14 protein-coding genes are annotated in these 15,410 nt (G+C 72.9%); 3 read left to right on the top strand and 11 right to left on the bottom strand.

The annotated features are described in order from the left end of the window. Positions 1–7 precede the first annotated feature (7 nt). The gene (locus LWC35_RS02085; RefSeq protein WP_232868138.1) at positions 8–1,462 is read left to right on the top strand and encodes a purine-cytosine permease family protein; all 1,455 of its coding nucleotides are present in this window, start codon (positions 8–10) and stop codon (positions 1,460–1,462) included. Next, on the top strand, positions 1,459–2,367 hold the full coding sequence (locus tag LWC35_RS02080) for a PfkB family carbohydrate kinase (protein WP_232868137.1): 909 nt from the start codon (positions 1,459–1,461) through the stop codon (positions 2,365–2,367). The genes LWC35_RS02085 and LWC35_RS02080 overlap by 4 nt, the downstream gene beginning before the upstream one ends. Before the next feature lie 256 nt (positions 2,368–2,623). Here the strand turns inward: LWC35_RS02080 and LWC35_RS02075 are convergent, their stop codons facing one another. The 9 genes from LWC35_RS02075 to LWC35_RS02035 all read right to left on the bottom strand — a co-directional run bounded on the left by LWC35_RS02075 (position 2,624) and on the right by LWC35_RS02035 (position 12,049). Then, positions 2,624–3,106, bottom strand: coding sequence for an FBP domain-containing protein (locus LWC35_RS02075; RefSeq protein WP_232868136.1), 483 nt, complete (start codon positions 3,104–3,106; stop codon positions 2,624–2,626). Positions 3,107–3,430: 324 nt separating this feature from the next. Next, positions 3,431–4,267, bottom strand: a complete 837-nt coding sequence (locus LWC35_RS02070; RefSeq protein ID WP_232868135.1) for an alpha/beta fold hydrolase — start codon at positions 4,265–4,267, stop codon at positions 3,431–3,433. After that, a complete protein-coding gene (locus LWC35_RS02065) occupies positions 4,264–4,902 on the bottom strand; it encodes an isochorismatase family protein (protein ID WP_232868134.1) in 639 nt (212 codons plus the stop codon). Before LWC35_RS02065 ends, LWC35_RS02070 begins: the two co-directional genes overlap by 4 nt. After that, positions 4,899–5,405: a (2Fe-2S)-binding protein gene (locus tag LWC35_RS02060; protein ID WP_232868133.1), complete on the bottom strand. Its 507-nt coding sequence runs from the start codon at positions 5,403–5,405 to the stop codon at positions 4,899–4,901. The genes LWC35_RS02065 and LWC35_RS02060 overlap by 4 nt, the downstream gene beginning before the upstream one ends. Continuing rightward, positions 5,402–7,747 carry a xanthine dehydrogenase family protein molybdopterin-binding subunit gene (locus LWC35_RS02055; RefSeq protein ID WP_232868132.1) on the bottom strand — a complete coding sequence of 782 codons (2,346 nt, stop codon included), beginning with the start codon at positions 7,745–7,747 and terminating at the stop codon, positions 5,402–5,404. Before LWC35_RS02055 ends, LWC35_RS02060 begins: the two co-directional genes overlap by 4 nt. Next, positions 7,740–8,543, bottom strand: a complete 804-nt coding sequence (locus LWC35_RS02050; protein ID WP_232868131.1) for an FAD binding domain-containing protein — start codon at positions 8,541–8,543, stop codon at positions 7,740–7,742. The genes LWC35_RS02055 and LWC35_RS02050 overlap by 8 nt, the downstream gene beginning before the upstream one ends. Then, entirely contained in the window at positions 8,540–9,955 is a 1,416-nt protein-coding gene (locus tag LWC35_RS02045) for an MFS transporter (protein ID WP_232868130.1), read from the bottom strand. Before LWC35_RS02045 ends, LWC35_RS02050 begins: the two co-directional genes overlap by 4 nt. Before the next feature lie 29 nt (positions 9,956–9,984). Further along, positions 9,985–11,250: an FAD-dependent monooxygenase gene (locus LWC35_RS02040; protein WP_232868129.1), complete on the bottom strand. Its 1,266-nt coding sequence runs from the start codon at positions 11,248–11,250 to the stop codon at positions 9,985–9,987. Between the two features lie 310 nt (positions 11,251–11,560). After that, positions 11,561–12,049 (bottom strand): MarR family winged helix-turn-helix transcriptional regulator, encoded by a 489-nt coding sequence (locus LWC35_RS02035; protein ID WP_232868128.1) that lies wholly within the window; start codon positions 12,047–12,049, stop codon positions 11,561–11,563. A 165-nt stretch (positions 12,050–12,214) separates the two neighbouring features. On the opposite strand from LWC35_RS02035, the gene LWC35_RS02030 reads away from it, so the two are divergent. Next, positions 12,215–13,498, top strand: coding sequence for an MFS transporter (locus LWC35_RS02030; RefSeq protein WP_232868127.1), 1,284 nt, complete (start codon positions 12,215–12,217; stop codon positions 13,496–13,498). A 13-nt stretch (positions 13,499–13,511) separates the two neighbouring features. Here the strand turns inward: LWC35_RS02030 and LWC35_RS02025 are convergent, their stop codons facing one another. Next, on the bottom strand, positions 13,512–13,850 hold the full coding sequence (locus tag LWC35_RS02025) for a P-II family nitrogen regulator (RefSeq protein WP_232868126.1): 339 nt from the start codon (positions 13,848–13,850) through the stop codon (positions 13,512–13,514). Then, positions 13,847–15,217 carry an ammonium transporter gene (locus LWC35_RS02020; RefSeq protein ID WP_308194438.1) on the bottom strand — a complete coding sequence of 457 codons (1,371 nt, stop codon included), beginning with the start codon at positions 15,215–15,217 and terminating at the stop codon, positions 13,847–13,849. The genes LWC35_RS02025 and LWC35_RS02020 overlap by 4 nt, the downstream gene beginning before the upstream one ends. Between the last annotated feature and the right edge of the window lie 193 nt (positions 15,218–15,410).

Below are 15,410 nucleotides of genomic sequence, written 5' to 3'. Positions count from 1 at the left end.
GGCCACGATGGCCACCCGCACGACCGGCACGACCCCCGCCGAAGCGTCCACACTGGAGACACGTGGCATCGAGCCCGTGCCCGCCGAGGAGCGGAAGGGCCGCCCCGGCCAGCTCTTCTGGGTGTGGTTCGCGGCCAACATCTCGATCCTGGGCCTCCCGCTCGGGGCGACGCTCGTCGCGATGGGCATGACCGTGTGGCAGGCCGTGGTCGCGGCCGTGCTGGGCGCGGTCGGCTCCTTCGCCATCGTCGGCGCCGTCTCGATCGCCGGGCGGCGCGGCGGCGCGCCGGGGCTCACCCTGTCCCGGGCCGTCTTCGGCGCGCGGGGCAACATCGGCCCGACCCTGGTGTCGCTGCTCTCCCGCCTCGGTTGGGAGACCGTGAACACCACGACGGCGGCGTTCGCGCTGCTCTCGCTGGCCACGATCCTGTTCGGCACCAGCCCGCAGGCGAAGGAGCACCCGGTGCTCACGATCGTCTGCATCGCGGTGTTCGAGGCGCTCACCGTGGTGGTCGCGGGACTCGGGCACGCCTTCCTGGTCGCCGTGCAGCGGTGGGCGACCTGGGTGTTCGGCCTGCTCAACCTCGTCGTCGGCGGGTTCCTCGTGGCGACCATCGACTGGGCGGCGGTCGGTGCCGCGTCGCCCGCGCCGATCGGCGTCGTCGTGGCCGGGGTGGGCGTGATCGCCGCGGGGACCGGCATCGGCTGGGCCAACGCCTCTGCGGACATGTCCCGCTACCAGGCCCCCGCCGTGCGGGCCGGCTCACTGGTGCTGTCCGCCGCCGCCGGCGCCGGCATCCCGCTGGTCCTGCTCATCTCGCTCGGCAGCATGCTCGCCGCCGGCGACCCCTCGCTGGCCGAGGCCGGCGACCCGGTCGCCGCCCTCCGCGCCATGCTCCCGACCTGGATGGCCGTGCCGTACCTGATCGCGGCGTTCGGCGGGCTGCTGCTGTCCAACCACCTGTCGGTCTACTCGGCGGGCCTCACCACGCTGACCCTGGGCATCCGCGTGCGACGGGTGTGGGCCGTGGTGGTCGACGTCGTGGTGACCTTCCTCGGCGCGATCTACTTCATCCTCGTCGCCGACGGCTTCTACACGCCCTTCATCGCCTTCATCAGCGCGCTGGCGGTGCCGATCACCGCCTGGGTGGGGGTGTTCACGGTCGACATGCTGAAGCGACGACACTACGACCCCGTGGCGCTCGTGGACACGTCGCGGACCAGCGCGTACTGGTACCGGGCCGGGGTGGAGCCGCGGGCCTTCGGGGCCTGGGCGGCGGCGATCGTCGTCGGGTACCTGTTCACCACGGCCGGCCCGTCCGACGACGCGTGGTTCACCGGCCCCCTCGCGGGCACCTGGTTCGGGGAGAACGGCCTGGCCTGGGTGATCACGTTCGTGGTCGGCGCCGGGGTGTACGCGGCGCTGGGCGGGGCCCGGACGGCCGCGGGGCGCCCGACGTGACCGGCCGCCTCGTCCACACCGGACAGGTCGTGATCGACCTGGTCATGCGGGTGCCGGCCCTGCCTCCCGCGGGCGGTGACGTCCTGGCCTCCGACACGTCGACGCACGCCGGCGGCGGGTTCAACGTCATGGCCGCGGCCGCGCGGTCGGGTGCGTCGGTGCTCTACACGGGCGGCCACGGGCGCGGCCCGCACGGCGACCTCACCCGGGCCGCGCTCGCCGCCGAGGGGATCGCCGTCGCGCAGCCGATGGCGGAGCAGGACACCGGCGTGTGCGTGGTGCTGGTCGACGACACCGGTGAGCGGACGTTCGTCACCGGCAGCGGCGCGGAGACAGCGGTGGCGGGAGCGCTGCCCGCGGTGAGCGCGGCCGACGTGGTCTACGTCAGCGGGTACAGCCTGCTCGTCCCGGCCAAGGCCGAGCAGATCCTGGCGCTGTCCGGCGGCGCGGTCCTGGTCGACCCGGGCCCGCTCGCCGCCGAGATCGAGCCCGGGTTGTGGGCGCGGATGCTGAGCCGGACCTGCGTGCTGAGCTGCAACGCCCGCGAGGCCCGGCTGCTGTCCGGTGAGCCCGACCCGGCGCGCGCCGGGCTCGCGCTGGGCCGGCGGCTGCGGGACGAGGCGGTCGTCCTGGTCCGCGACGGCGCCGCCGGGTGCCTGCTGGTCCGCGGTGGGGAGGTCGAGCACGTGCCCGGGGTGCGGGTCGAGGCGGTCGACACCAACGGCGCCGGCGACGCCCACTGCGGCGTCCTCGCCGCCGAGCTGCTCCGCGGTGCCACCGTGCCCGAGGCCGCCCGCCGCGCCAACGCCGCCGCGGCCCTCGCGGTCACCAGGCCCGGCCCCGCCACCGCCCCCACCCGCGCCGAGCTCGACGCCTTCCTCACCACCCACCCCACCCCCACCTGAGTCCGCCCCGCGAGTCGGCGGTTCGGGTAGCGCGAGTCGGCGGATCGGAGTGACCGAGTTGCGCCTGCTCGTGGCCGACTCGCGGACGGGCGAGGCACCCGAGCCCATCCTCGTCGTGGCGCCGGGGCTCTGTCGCTATCGCGGGGGCCCGTGGGACCCGCTCGCGACCTTTCCCTTCGCTCCGTGATCACCAGGAGCTCGTGGTCGGGGACGCTTGGTCATCCGACCCCGAGCTCCTGCTCGACGACCGGCGCCGTCAGCGCACGACCTCTTCGACGAACGCCGTGGCGCGCTCGCGCAGGCCGGCGCGCCGCTCGTCGACGGACAGGCCCGGCGGGGGCCGCAGCGCCGCCGTCGCCTTCTCGACCCGGATGTGATGGCGGCAGCCGAGATCGGCACACACGTACGTACCGACGGTGTTCCCGTTGCGTCCCTTGCCTCCGCGGCGGGCAGCGGTGAACAGAACGGTGCCCCCGGCGCTGTGGGTGGTGCGGCAGAGCGCGCACATCGCCGTCGTGCCCACGGCGTTCGACGCGGCGCGGAGCAGTACCGCGATCGGCTCGTCGGAGCCGGGGACCAGCAGCACGGCGCGGTCCGGGGCCTTCGCGTCCCGCCAGCCGACGACGTCGTCGAGCGCGTCGAGGTCGAGCTCGCGGACCTCGGGAGGCAGGGCCAGCCGGCCGGCCTCGCCCTTCGAGCAGTTGGCCAGGGCGCGGCGGATACGGGCGTCGGTGGTCATCGTGCGGTCCGTGGTCTCGGGGAGCAGGGCGTGATCACGTTAGGCACCGGGCCCGGCGAGGCGCATCCCTATTCCCGCGCGGAGGCCTCCCGACCTGTGTAGTTCGATGACCGGAAACTGCCGACTCGCGGTGCCACAGCTCGCGACTCGCGGTGCCACAGCTCGCGACTCGCGGTGCCACAGCTCGCGACTCGCGGTGCCACAGCTCGCGACTCGCGCTGCCGGAAGTCGCGACTCGCGCTGCCGGAAGTCGCGACTCGCGGTGCCGGAACGCGCGACTCGCGCCGGGGGGCGGGGGGCGGGGGCACAGCGCGACACGTGGGGTCACACGAGGGGGTGCAGGGCGTCGCGGAGGAGGCGCAGGGCCTCGGGCGGGTTGTCCCAGAACACCATGTGCCCGGCGTCGGGGATCTCGACCAGGGCTGCCGCGGGGTTGGTCGTCGCCGCCTCCTTGGCACCCTCGGGCGTCACGACGGGGGAGTCGGCGCCGTGGAGAAGCGTGGTCGGGGCCGGGACCGAGGGCCAGACCTCGAAGAAGTCCTCGCTCTCGAAACCGCGGTGCGTCTCGGCGATCGCCGTGCGCGCGCAGCTCGACAGCCACCGCGCCCGCAGCTCCTGCTCCCGCCGCGGCCAGCGCGGCCACGAGCGAGCGACCTCGTCCGCCGTCGTCCCGCGCACGGCCTCGTCGAGCTGGCCGAGGAAGGCCTCGAGCGTGGTCGGGTACGGACCCCGGCCGGGCCCGCTCATGGGCGGGTCGACCAGCACGGTGCCCCGCAGCGGCCGCCGCACCGCCGTCGCGGCCGCGATCCGCGCGCCCATCGAGTGCCCGACGAGCACCGGGTCGTCGAGCCCGTCGAGCACGGCCAGGGTGTCCGAGGCGTAGTCCGCCAGCGTGTACGCGTCCCCGGTGTCCGACAGCCCGCGCCCGCGGACGTCGACCACGATCGGCCGCCCCAGGTCGATCAGCGCGCGTGCGACGAAGTCCATCGTGATCGCCGGGCTGGTGATCCCCGGGATGATCACGATCGGGACGCCGGTCCCGCCGTAGTCGAGCAGGTGCAGTCGGACGGCTCCGTTGCGCACCCACCGGGACCTCGCGGGGACGTCCGCGAGATCCGCGAGGGCGTCCTGCCGGACACAGCGCACGTCGGGTGGCGTCACTTGAGTCCTCCCACGTAGGCCAGGGCGTCGTCGAGCGGGATCACGTCGCCGTACTTGGCCTGGATGTCGAACAGGTTCGCCTCGGCGGGACCGTCGGCCCGGTCGCCCACGCACTCCCGCGGCACGAGCACGGGGTAGCCGGACTGCAGTGCGTCGACGGCGGTGGCGCGCACGCATCCGCTGGTCGTGGCGCCGCACACGATCACGGTGTCCACCCGCAGGGACGCCAGCAACGCCGCCAGCCCGGTCCCGAAGAACGCCGACGCGCCCTTCTTCAGGATCAGGTGGTCGGCGTCCGAGAACGGCAGCCGGGCGTCGATCTCCACCGCCTCGGAGCCCACGGCCAGCGCCCGCATCCCGGGTGCCTTGTCCAGCCAGGTGACGGTGTCCATCTCCGCGGGCGTGTAGCCGATCGTCGTGTAGACGACCGGGACGTCCGCCGCGGCGGCCTCCGTGACCAGCCGGGAGGTCGCCGCGACGACCTCGGTCAGGTCGGCGCCCGTCGGGTACGCGGGGTCGGTGAACCCCTTCGTCAGGTCCACGACCACGATCGCGGGCCGTTCGCCGCGGCGCACCGGCGCCCCGAAGCCCGCCCGCTCGTAGGTCGCGTCCGTCGAAGATCCGTGCACACTCATGACGCACTCCTGTCGAGCCGGTCCTGGAACGCCGCCCGGCGGCGGGTGGCGCAGTCGTCGATCGCCTCCACGATCGTCTGGTAGCCCGTGCAGCGACAGAGGTTGGAGGCGACGACGTCGCGGATCTCCTCGGTCGTGGGCTCGGGCTCCTCGGCGAGGTAGCCCTCGGCCAGCATGAGCATGCCCGGCGTGCAGAAGCCGCACTGCAGGCCGTGGTGCTCGGAGAAGCACTGCTGGAGGTCGTTGAGCGTGCCGTCCGGCGCGGCCAGCGACTCCACCGTCCGGATCTCCGCGCCCTCCACCTGCGCCGCGAAGATCAGGCACGCCCGCGCCGGCGCGCCGTCGACCAGCACCGTGCAGGCCCCGCAGATCCCGTGCTCGCACCCGACGTGCGTGCCCGTGAGACCCAGGTCGTGCCGCAGGACGTCGACCAGGGTGCGGCGCGGCTCGATCGCGAGGTCGTGCCGCTCGCCGTTCACGACGAGCTCCACCAACTGGATCATGAAACCTCCAACGCGCGGAAGATCGCCTCGCGGGGGATCGGGGTGTCGTCCAGCTCGACGCCGGTGTGCCGCAGGGCGTCGTTCACGGCGTTCAGCACCGCGGCCGGCGCCCCGATCGTTCCGCCCTCGCCGGCGCCCTTGGCCCCGTTCTCCGTGAACGCGCACGGCGTCTCCAGGTGCTCGATCCGCACGTCCGGGATCTCCCTCGCGGTCGGGACCTTGTACTCCATGAAGCTCGGGGCGAGGGGCTGGCCCGCGTCGTCGTACCGGACCTCCTCGAACAACGCCCCCGCGATGCCCTGCGCGATCCCGCCGCGCGCCTGCCCCTCCACCACCTGCGGGTGGATCGCCACCCCGCAGTCCTCGACGCAGACGTACCGCAGGATCTCGACGCCGCCGGTGCCCGGGTCCAGCTCGACGACGCAGCCGTGCGTGGCGTTGGAGAAGGTCCCGTCGCCGCCGACGTCGAAGCTCGCGGTGGCCGCCAGCCCCGGCCCGACGCCCTTGGGCAGCAGGTGCGCCTTCAGGTACGCCACGTCGGCGATGTCCGCGTACGAGAGCCACGACGAGCCGACCCGCACCCCGCCGTCCTCGAGCACGGCCGACTCGACGTCGCCCCCGAGGAGGTGCGCCGCGATCTCGCGCAGCTGGTCGCCGAGCTTCACCGACGCCGCCGCGACGGCACTGCCCCCGATGGTGATCGACCGGGAGGCGAAGGAGCCCCACCCGTAGGTGATCCGGTCCGTGTCGCCCTGCACGATCTTCACGCGGTCGTACGGGACGCCGAGCCGGTCGGCGACGATCTGCGCCATCGTGGTCTCGTGGCTCTGCCCGTGCGACAGCGTGCCCGTCGTGACGGAGACCGTGCCGTTCAGGTCCATCCGGATCTCGGAGATGTCGAAGCCCGGCACGACCTGCATCTTCCGCTGCGCGAAGGCGCCGGAGCCGTAGCCGGTCCGCTCGGAGAAGCAGGCGAATCCGATCCCGATCACCCTGTTCTCGTCCGAACGACGAGAGAACCAGCCCTCGTCGCGCAACGTCTTCTCGCAGAGGTCGAGCGACTCGAGGTAGGAGCCCGGATCGTAGGTGATGTTGTTGACGCCCGTGTACGGGAAGACCGTGATCAGGTTGCGGCGCCGCAGCTCCACCGCGTCGATCCCGAGCGCCCGGGCGGCCTTCTCGAACACCCGCTCGACGACCATGACGTACTGCGGCCGGCTCACGCCGCGGTACGGCGCGGTGGGCGCCTTGTTCGTGGTGACCGCCCGCCCGCGCACGCGGTACGCCGGCACACGGTAGACGCCCGGCATCTCGGCGGAGGCCATCAGTGGCTCGATGCCCGCCGTGAACGGGTAGCAGGAGTAGGCCCCCATGTCGCAGACGACGTCGGCGTCGAGGCCGAGGATCTCGCCGTCGGCGGAGAAGGCCGCGCGGACGGTGTAGCGCTGCTCGCGGGCGAGGAACGCGGCGGTGAGCGCGTCCCGCCGGTCCTCGATCCACTTGACCGGCCGGCGCAGGCGCAGCGCGGCCGCCGCGGCGGCGATCTCCTCGCGCCCGACCACGCACTTCTGCCCGAAGCCGCCGCCCATGTCCGGCACGGTGACCCGGACCTGCTTCTCGTCCAGCCCGACGCACCGCGCCAGCACCGTGCGCACCTGGTGGGGGACCTGGGAGCAAGTCTGCACGCGCAGCTGCTCGTCCCGGTCGTCCCAGTCGGCGACGACGCCGCGGGTCTCGAGCGGGAGCGCGTTCTGCCGCCCGGTCTTCGTGCGCACCTCGACCACGGTGTGGGCCTCGGAGAACACGTCGTCGATGCCCTCGGTGGCGAAGAGCGAGACGTCGACGAGCGTGTTGCGGGGGGCCCCGGCGTGCACCAGCGGGGCGCCCTCCGCCAGGGCCCCGAGATCGCTCACCACCGGTTCGAGCGGCGCGTACTCCACGACGGCCGCCTCGACGCCGTCCTCGGCCGCGTACGGGTCCTTCGCGACGACGACCGCCACCGGCTCGCCGACGTAGCGCACCGTGTCCCGGGCGAGGACCGGCATGGCGGTGGGCACGAACTCGTGCGCCGGGCGGTCGAGCAGCGCGGTGATGTCCGCCAGGTCCAGGTCCGCGGCGGTGTAGGCGGCGACCACGCCGGGCACCGCGCGGACCTCGTCGAGGTCGACGGCGAGCAGCCGGGCGTGCGCCTCGGTGCTGCGGACGAACTGGGCGTGCAGCATGCCGGGCAGGGTGATGTCGTCGACGAACCGGCCGCGGCCGGCCAACAGGCGCGGGTCCTCGCGGCGGGGCACGGAGGCGCCGACCCAGGCGCCGTCGCGTCGGAACCTCGGCTCAGCCACGGGCAGCCTCCTCGTAGGCGCGTTCGACCAGCGTGCGGACCAGCCCGCGGCGGTAGTGCGCGCTGATCCCGGGCTCGTCCCGCAGGTCCAGGGAGTCCGCGGCCGCCGCCGCGCGTGCGCGGGAGGCGGCGCCGGAGGACCACCCGCCGCGCACGACGGTCGGGACGGGGCCGACCCCACCGAGCACGATCCGGTCCGTGTCGAGGTCGACAGCGGCCGCGACCAGGGCGAAGTCGCCCTTGCGGTCGGCGTACTCGGTCAGCGCGGCGCGGGGCGCCGGGTGGGGGAACACGAGCTCGACGATCAGCTCGTCGGGCTCCAGGGCGGTGGTGAAGGGGCCCAGGAAGAACTCCTCGGCCGGGATCTCCCGCCGGCCCGCCGGCCCCTCGGCCACGATCCGGGCCTCGAGCAGGACGGCGAGCAGGCACCACTCGGCGGTCGCGTCGGCGTGCGCGATGCTGCCGCCGACCGTGCCGCGGGTGCGGATCGGCAGGTGGCCCACCCAGCGCATCGCGCGGGACAGCACGGCGAAGTCACCGAGTTCCGCCTTCTCGACGGTCCGGTGCGTGGTGAGCGCGCCGACGCGCAGCGTGTCGCCCTCGCGCCGGATCTCGGCGAGCCCGTCGATGTGCGTGATGTCGACCAGGTGCTCGGGGCGGGCCAGCCGGAAGTTCATCATCGCGACGAGGCTCTGTCCCCCGGCGACGACCTTGGCCTCGTCGCCGAGCTCGGTGAGGAGCCCCACCGCGCCCGCCACGGAGCGGGCGCGGTGGTACTCGAAGGCGGCGGGCTTCACGAGCGGACGGCCCCCGCGGACGGAGCGGGCGCCTCGGCCCCGGTGACCTCCTCGGTGCCGGTGATCCGGTCGAGCTCGCGCCCCTTGGTCTCCGGTGCGCCGAGCGCCATGTAGAGCACGGCGCCGAGCACCACGACCGCCATCAGCGCGAACGTCAGCGGCAGGCCCAGGACCGGCCAGAGCACGCTGCCGAAGATCAGCGGCACGAAACCGGTGACCGCCCGGCTCATGGACGAGGCCCAGCCGAAGCCGCTGGCGCGCAGCTCGGTCGGGTACAGCTCGGAGACGTAGGCGTACATGACCGGGATGACCACCAGGGCGAAGAACCCGAACACCGCGATCATCACGATGGCGGCCGTCGACGAGCCCAGGACCAGCGAGAACACCACCAGCGCGATCGCGGCGAGCGGGGCGGCGACGCCGATGACCCACTTGCGGCCGACCACCTCGACGAGCAGCACGGAGGTGATCACGCCCAGGATGCCGACCGCGTTCATGACCGTCGTCGAGCCGAAGGCCGCGACCTCGCCCATGCCCTGCGCCCGCAGGATCGAGGGCATCCAGGACAGGGCGGCGTAGTAGACGACCATCACCGAGATGAACAGCGCCCAGGCCACGCCGGTGACGACCGGGTTGTAGGCCCACACCAGCCGGAGCTGGTCGAAGGCGGCCGACAAGCCCTTCCTGCGCGACGCGGCGGCCTCCGGCACCACGGCCGGGATCTCGTACTGCTCGGGCGTGGCGCCGGTCCGGCGGACCATGTCGTCGATCACCTCGCGGGCCTCGGCCTCGCGGCCGGTGCGGGCCAGGTAGAGCGGCGACTCGGGCACCCCGCGGCGGATCCAGAACAGCAGGATCGCGGGCAGCACCATCAGCGCGAGCATCCAGCGCCAGTTGCCGCCGACGGGCACGAGGAACGTGGCCGTGACGCCGGCGAGCGTCGTCCCGATCGGCCACCAGCCGTCCATCGCGGCCAGTACGCGGCCGCGCTGCTTCTTCGGGGAGAACTCGCTGACGATCGCGTAGTCCACCGGGATGCAGCCGCCCAGGCCGACGCCGGCCAGGAAGCGCAGCACCAGGAAGACCTCCCAGCTCGGCGACAGCGCGCCCAGCACGGAGAACAGCGCGAAGATCATCAGGGTGATCGAGAAGGCCTTCTTGCGGCCCATCCGGTCGGCGATCGTGCCCCAGGCGATGGCGCCGACCGCCATGCCGATCAGGTTGGCCGTCGCGACGAGGCCGCGCTGGCCGGTGGAGAGCCCGAACTCGGTGCCGAGCAGCGGGGTGAGGAAGCCGTTCAGGGAGACGTCCCAGGCGTCGAACATGTACCCGAGACCGCCGATGACGAAGATCCTTCCCTGCACCCCCCACTTCCACGGGAGGTCCTGGACGACCTGGTCGCCTGTACGCATGGTGTGCTCCGGTTCCGGTGGGGGGGCGGTCAGCGGGCGAACGGATAGGAGTGGGACTCGGTGTCGGGGTCGTTCAGCGGCGAACCGCCCCAGAGCCAGTCGTACGAGACGTCCGACTCGCCCCGGAAGTCGGCCAGCTGCGCGTCGCGTTCGCGCTGCTCCGGGCCGTCGGGCAGATGGTAGAAGCGCATGTTCTCCAGGGAGGCGTCCTGGACCATGCCGGCGTGGGTGGCCCGGCGGTTCACGTAGCGGATCAGCGCCGCGTCGATGCCGTCGCGGGTCACGCCGCCGAGCTCCTCGGCCAGGACGGCCGCGTCCTCCATGGCCTGCGACGCGCCCTGGGCCTGGTACGGCAGCATCGCGTGGCAGGCGTCGCCGAGCAGGGCGACCCGGCCGTCGACCCACACCGGGTCCCGGCGGCGGCGGAACAGCGCCCACTTCGACGCGTCCCCCTCGGCCTTGGACAGCATCGCCGCGACCCGGTCGTCCCAGCCGGGGAAGGCGTCGACCAGCTCGTCCGCCGTCGCCGGGAGCGTCCAGGCGTCGGTGGTGTCGAGCGTGTTCGGGACGACCGCGACCACGTTGAGGTGTTCCCCGCCGCGGACGAAGTAGTGCACGAGGTGTCGGTCGGGCCCGTACCAGATCGTGGAGTGGAAGCGGTCGAGCAGGAAGCGGGTCGCGGGGTCGGCCGCGATCTTGTCGCCGGGGATCAACGCGCGATAGCACATCTCCCCGGAGAAGACGAGCGTGTCGTCGAAGCCGGCGGCGTCGCGGACCCGTGAGCGGATGCCGTCGGCGCCGACCAGGACGTCGCCCACGAAGCGCCGGCCGTCGGCCGTGACGGCGACCGGGCGGGTGGGGTCGGAGCGGTCCAGCTCGGCGACCGCCGAGTCGGTGTGGACCTCGGTGACCGGCCCCGGGCCGTCCGGGTCGAGACAGGCGTCGAGCAGGATCCGGTGCAGGTCGGCGCGGTGGTAGTGCCAGTACGGAGCCCCGTACTCGCGCACCACGCGCTCGCCCAGCGGCAGCGAGGCGATGATGCTGCCGTCCTGCCAGCGCCTCCGCACCTGGTCGGTGGGGGCGGTCCGGATGGCCTGCATCTGCTTGCGCAGGCCGAGCCCGAAGAGGATGCGGCTGGCGTTGGGGGCGGTCTGGATGCCCGCACCCACCTCGCCCAGCTGGGCCGCCTGCTCGAGGACGACCGTGCGCAGCCCCCGCCGGCGCAGGGCGAGCGCGGTGGTGAGACCACCGAGCCCGCCGCCGACGACGGTGACCGTGAACGACTGGCTGGCCACGTGTCCCTCCCGGGATAGATCCATTCTGGACGGTGCGCCGTCCCCGCCGGGCTCCCGCGATGCGGCAGCTCAGAGCGGTCTGTGCGCCGCCCGGCGGAGATAATCCGAACACTGACGATCCCGGAACGCAAGGGGTGGAGCAAGCTGTAACGCGTCAGAAACCCGGAACACGGACCGGCAACACCCGCCCTCGGATGCGCGAACCCTGCCGTGACCTGCGCCACCGTGGCGCTACCGGATCTCGCGACTCGCGGGAGTACGGGGCGCGACTCGCGGGAGCTCGGGGCGGGGCTCGCCCCCGTCCTCACTGTCAGTCGTCGACCAGGGACTCCCAGTGCTCGGCGATGCCGTTGAGCCGCGTGAGGAGGGCGGTCTCGTCGTCGCGCCCGATGCCGCGCATGAGCAGCATGTCGAGCGCGCGGGCCTTCTCGTAGGCCTGCGCCAGGGTGGCCGAGCCCGCCTCGGTGAGGTGCAGCAGCCGCTTGCGCCCGTCCTCGGGCGGGGTGACCCGGGTGATCAGGTCGCGGTCCTCGAGCCGGCGCACGATGCTCGCCATCGTGGACCGGTCGAGCGCGACGGCGCGGGCCAGCGATCCCTGCTCGACGCCGGGGTAGGCGTCGACCGCGGTCAGGACCGCGAACTGCGGGCCCGTCAGCAGCGGGTCCACGTAGCGCTGCCAGGCGGCGGTGTAGGCGTGGTGCAGCCGCCGGGCGACGTACCCGGGCGCGGCGAGGAGGGCCTCCGGAGCCGGCAGCTGCTCCGGGCCGGCCTGTCCGCGCTCGTCACCCACGACGTCCATTCGACCACGTGCCGTGCGCCGACCGCCGACCGCCCCGAACGGGCTCTTCCGCCCTTTCGGGTAGTCGCGGCGGAATGCGGGAGAAAAGGGACTCCGTCCGGGCGGCACCACTTTCCCGCGCGTAGCGTCCGCGCCGGGCCCGGGGGTGCGGTGGAAAGGGACGGCATGGTCGGTCGGTCGGGATCGAAACACACTCCGCTCACGGCGGACCAGCGCAATTCCTTCGTCGCCGCCCTGCTGGGCTGGACGATGGACGCGTTCGACTACTTCATCGTGGTCCTGGTCTACGCGGACATCGCCAAGGAGTTCCACGTCTCGCTCACGACGATGGCCTTCCTGACGACGGCGACGCTGATCATGCGGCCGGTCGGCGCGATCATCTTCGGGCTCTGGGCGGACCGCCGGGGGCGGCGCATCCCGCTGCTGGTCGACGTCAGCTTCTACTCCGTCGTCGGTTTCCTGTGCGCCTTCTCGCCGAACTTCACCGTGCTGCTGGTCCTGCGCCTGCTCTACGGCATCGGAATGGGCGGCGAGTGGGGGCTCGGCGCGGCGCTGGCCATGGAGAAGATCCCCGCGAACCGGCGCGGCTTCTTCTCGGGCGTGCTCCAGCAGGGCTACTCGCTGGGCTACCTGCTGGCCTCGCTGGCCTCGCTCGTCGTGCTGTCGTGGTGGGACCTGGGCTGGCGCTGGCTCTTCGCGCTGTCGGTGCTCCCGGCCCTGCTCAGCCTGCTGATCCGCACCCGGGTCAAGGAGTCCGAGGTCTGGGAGGAGACACGGGAGCGGATGCGGGTCACGCAGTCGTCGCTGCGCGACGTGTTCCTCAATCCCGCGGTGCTGCGCCGCTTCGTCTACCTGATCCTGCTGATGACCGCCTTCAACTGGATGAGCCACGGCACGCAGGACCTCTACCCGACGTTCCTGAAGGCCCACGACAACGGCGGCGCCGCGCTGTCGGAGACCACCGCCACGTGGATCGCCGTGCTCTACACCGTCGGGGCCACGATCGGTGGCGTCGTCTTCGGGTCGCTCTCCGAGCGTTTCGGCCGCCGGTACACGATCGTCTTCTGCGCGGTCCTCGGCCTCCCGATCGCCCCGCTCTTCGCGCTGGCGCCGACCGCGGGCTGGCTCGCGCTCGGTGCCTTCCTCATGCAGGTCGTGGTGCAGGGCGCCTGGGGCGTGATCCCGGCGCACCTGACCGAGATGTCGCCGGACACCATCCGCGGCTTCTACCCGGGCGTCACCTACCAGCTCGGGAACTGCCTCGCGGCCTTCAACCTGCCCCTCCAGCAGGCTCTCGCCGCCAAGCACGGCTACCCGTTCGCGCTGCTCTGGACGATCGTGCCGGTCCTCGTCGCGGTCGCCCTCCTGACGCTGCTCGGCAGGGAGGCCAAGGGGATCGAGTTCGGCGGGCGGCTCGGGACGGCCCGCACGGAGGCCACCGCCCGCTGAACGAGCCGGGCACTCAGACCGCGTCCTCGCCCCGCTCCCCGGTGCGCACCCGGACGACGTGCTCGACGGGGGTCACCCAGACCTTGCCGTCGCCGATCCGGCCGGTCCGCGCCGCCCCGGCGACGGCGTCGAACACCTTGTCGGCGAGGTCGTCGCCGCAGACGACCTCGATCTTCAGCTTCGGGATGAGGTCGACGTCGTACTCCGCGCCGCGGTAGATCTCGGTGTGTCCCTTCTGCCGGCCGTAGCCCTTGACCTCGGTGATCGTCATGCCGAGGATCGCCAGCTGCTCCAGCGCGTCGCGGACCGGGCCGAGCGTGAAGGGCTGGACGACGGCGGTCACCAGCTTCACGAGGAGCTCTCGACCCGGGTCGCGGTGTCGCCGGCCGCGGCGTGCATGCCGTTCGGGCCCCGGCCGCCCGTCAGGGCGGAGTAGTCGTAGCCGGTCTCGGCGTGTTCGGCCTCGTCGACGCCGGTCGCCTCGGACTCCTCGTCGACCCGGAAGCCGAGGGTGGCCTTGATGACCAGCCCGAGGACCGTCGCGACGACGAACGAGTAGAGCAGCACCGCGCCCGCCGCGAGCGCCTGCCGACCGAGCTGGAGGAACCCGCCGCCGTAGAACAGGCCGTTCTCGCCGAGGGCGGCCGCGTTGACGTCGTTGTCGCCGAAGAAGCCGATCAGCAGGGTGCCGACCAGCCCGCCGACGAGGTGGACGCCGACGACGTCGAGCGAGTCGTCGAAGCCGAACCGGAACTTCAGGCCGACGGCCAGGGCACACAGCGCACCCGCGATCAGCCCGATCGCCAGCGCCCCCATCGGCGCCACGTACCCGCAGGCCGGGGTGATGGCGACCAGGCCGGCGACGGCGCCGGACGCGGCGCCCAGGGTCGTCGGCCTGCCGTCGCGGATCTGCTCGACGAGCAGCCAGCCCAGCACCGCGGTGCAGGTGGCGAGCGTGGTGTTCGTGAACGCGACGCCGGCCAGGTCGCTCGCGCCGAGCGCCGAGCCCGCGTTGAACCCGTACCAGCCGAACCAGAGCAGGCTCGCGCCGAGCAGCACGAACGGCAGGCTGTGCGGCCGCATGCGCTCGCGCGGCCAGCCCTTGCGCCGCCCGAGCACGATCGCGAGCGCCAGCCCGGCCGCGCCGGCGTTGATGTGGACGGCGGTGCCGCCGGCGAAGTCCTCGGCCTTGAGGGTGTTGGCGATCCAGCCGCCGACGTTGTCCGGCCCGGTGAACCCGTCGAACGCGAACACCCAGTGCGCCACCGGGAAGTAGCAGAGCGTGGCCCAGCCGGCGACGAAGAGCGTCCACGACCAGAACTTCGCGCGGTCCGCGATCGCGCCGGAGACCAGCGCCGGGGTGATGACCGCGAACATCAGCTGGAACATCACGAAGGACAGGGCCGGCAGGGCGTCGGTCCCGGGCCACGGCGCGGTGGCCGAGGCGACGCCGACGAGGTGCCCGATCGTGTTCGCCAGACCCGCGAACTCGCCGTCGCCGACGAGGCCGCCGAACTTGTCGTTCCCGAAGGCCCAGCTGTAGCCGAACAACGCCCACAGCACCCCGACCACGGCGAGGCAGATGAAGTTCATCATCAGCATGTTGAGCACGCTCTTGCTGCGCACCATGCCGCCGTAGAAGAAGGCCAGGCCCGGTGTCATCAGCATGACGAGTGCCGCGCTCGCGAGCACCCAGGCGGTGTCCCCGGTGTTGATCACTCCTGCCTCCGCTCCCCGTCGACCGGTCGGGGCGGAATGCTTCGCGGGATCTGTTTCCGGCGGCACTCCGCCGCGGTTTCCGGGCGATGAACGGGCCTCACGAAAGGTGTTCCGGGGACGAATCGCGCTCGGGCATCGGGGCGATATCGGAAGAACCGCGCGAACCGGGGCGCGTCCGATTTCGAGAATAGTC

The organism is Pseudonocardia kujensis, from assembly GCF_021283305.1.
GTDB lineage: Bacteria > Actinomycetota > Actinomycetes > Mycobacteriales > Pseudonocardiaceae > Pseudonocardia > Pseudonocardia kujensis.
This window is presented reverse-complemented; position numbering and strand designations above follow the sequence as displayed.

What these genes read in the sequence shown, in the direction of transcription:
- LWC35_RS02035 (WP_232868128.1), bottom strand. Translation starts at nt 12,049, where the DNA reads ATGGACGTCGTGGGTGACGAGCGCGGACAGGCCGGCCCGGAGCAGCTG.
- LWC35_RS02065 (WP_232868134.1), bottom strand. Translation starts at nt 4,902, where the DNA reads ATGAGTGTGCACGGATCTTCGACGGACGCGACCTACGAGCGGGCGGGC.
- LWC35_RS02045 (WP_232868130.1), bottom strand. Translation starts at nt 9,955, where the DNA reads ATGCGTACAGGCGACCAGGTCGTCCAGGACCTCCCGTGGAAGTGGGGG.
- LWC35_RS02060 (WP_232868133.1), bottom strand. Translation starts at nt 5,405, where the DNA reads ATGATCCAGTTGGTGGAGCTCGTCGTGAACGGCGAGCGGCACGACCTC.
- LWC35_RS02085 (WP_232868138.1), top strand. Translation starts at nt 8, where the DNA reads ATGGCCACCCGCACGACCGGCACGACCCCCGCCGAAGCGTCCACACTG.
- LWC35_RS02030 (WP_232868127.1), top strand. Translation starts at nt 12,215, where the DNA reads ATGGTCGGTCGGTCGGGATCGAAACACACTCCGCTCACGGCGGACCAG.
- LWC35_RS02075 (WP_232868136.1), bottom strand. Translation starts at nt 3,106, where the DNA reads ATGACCACCGACGCCCGTATCCGCCGCGCCCTGGCCAACTGCTCGAAG.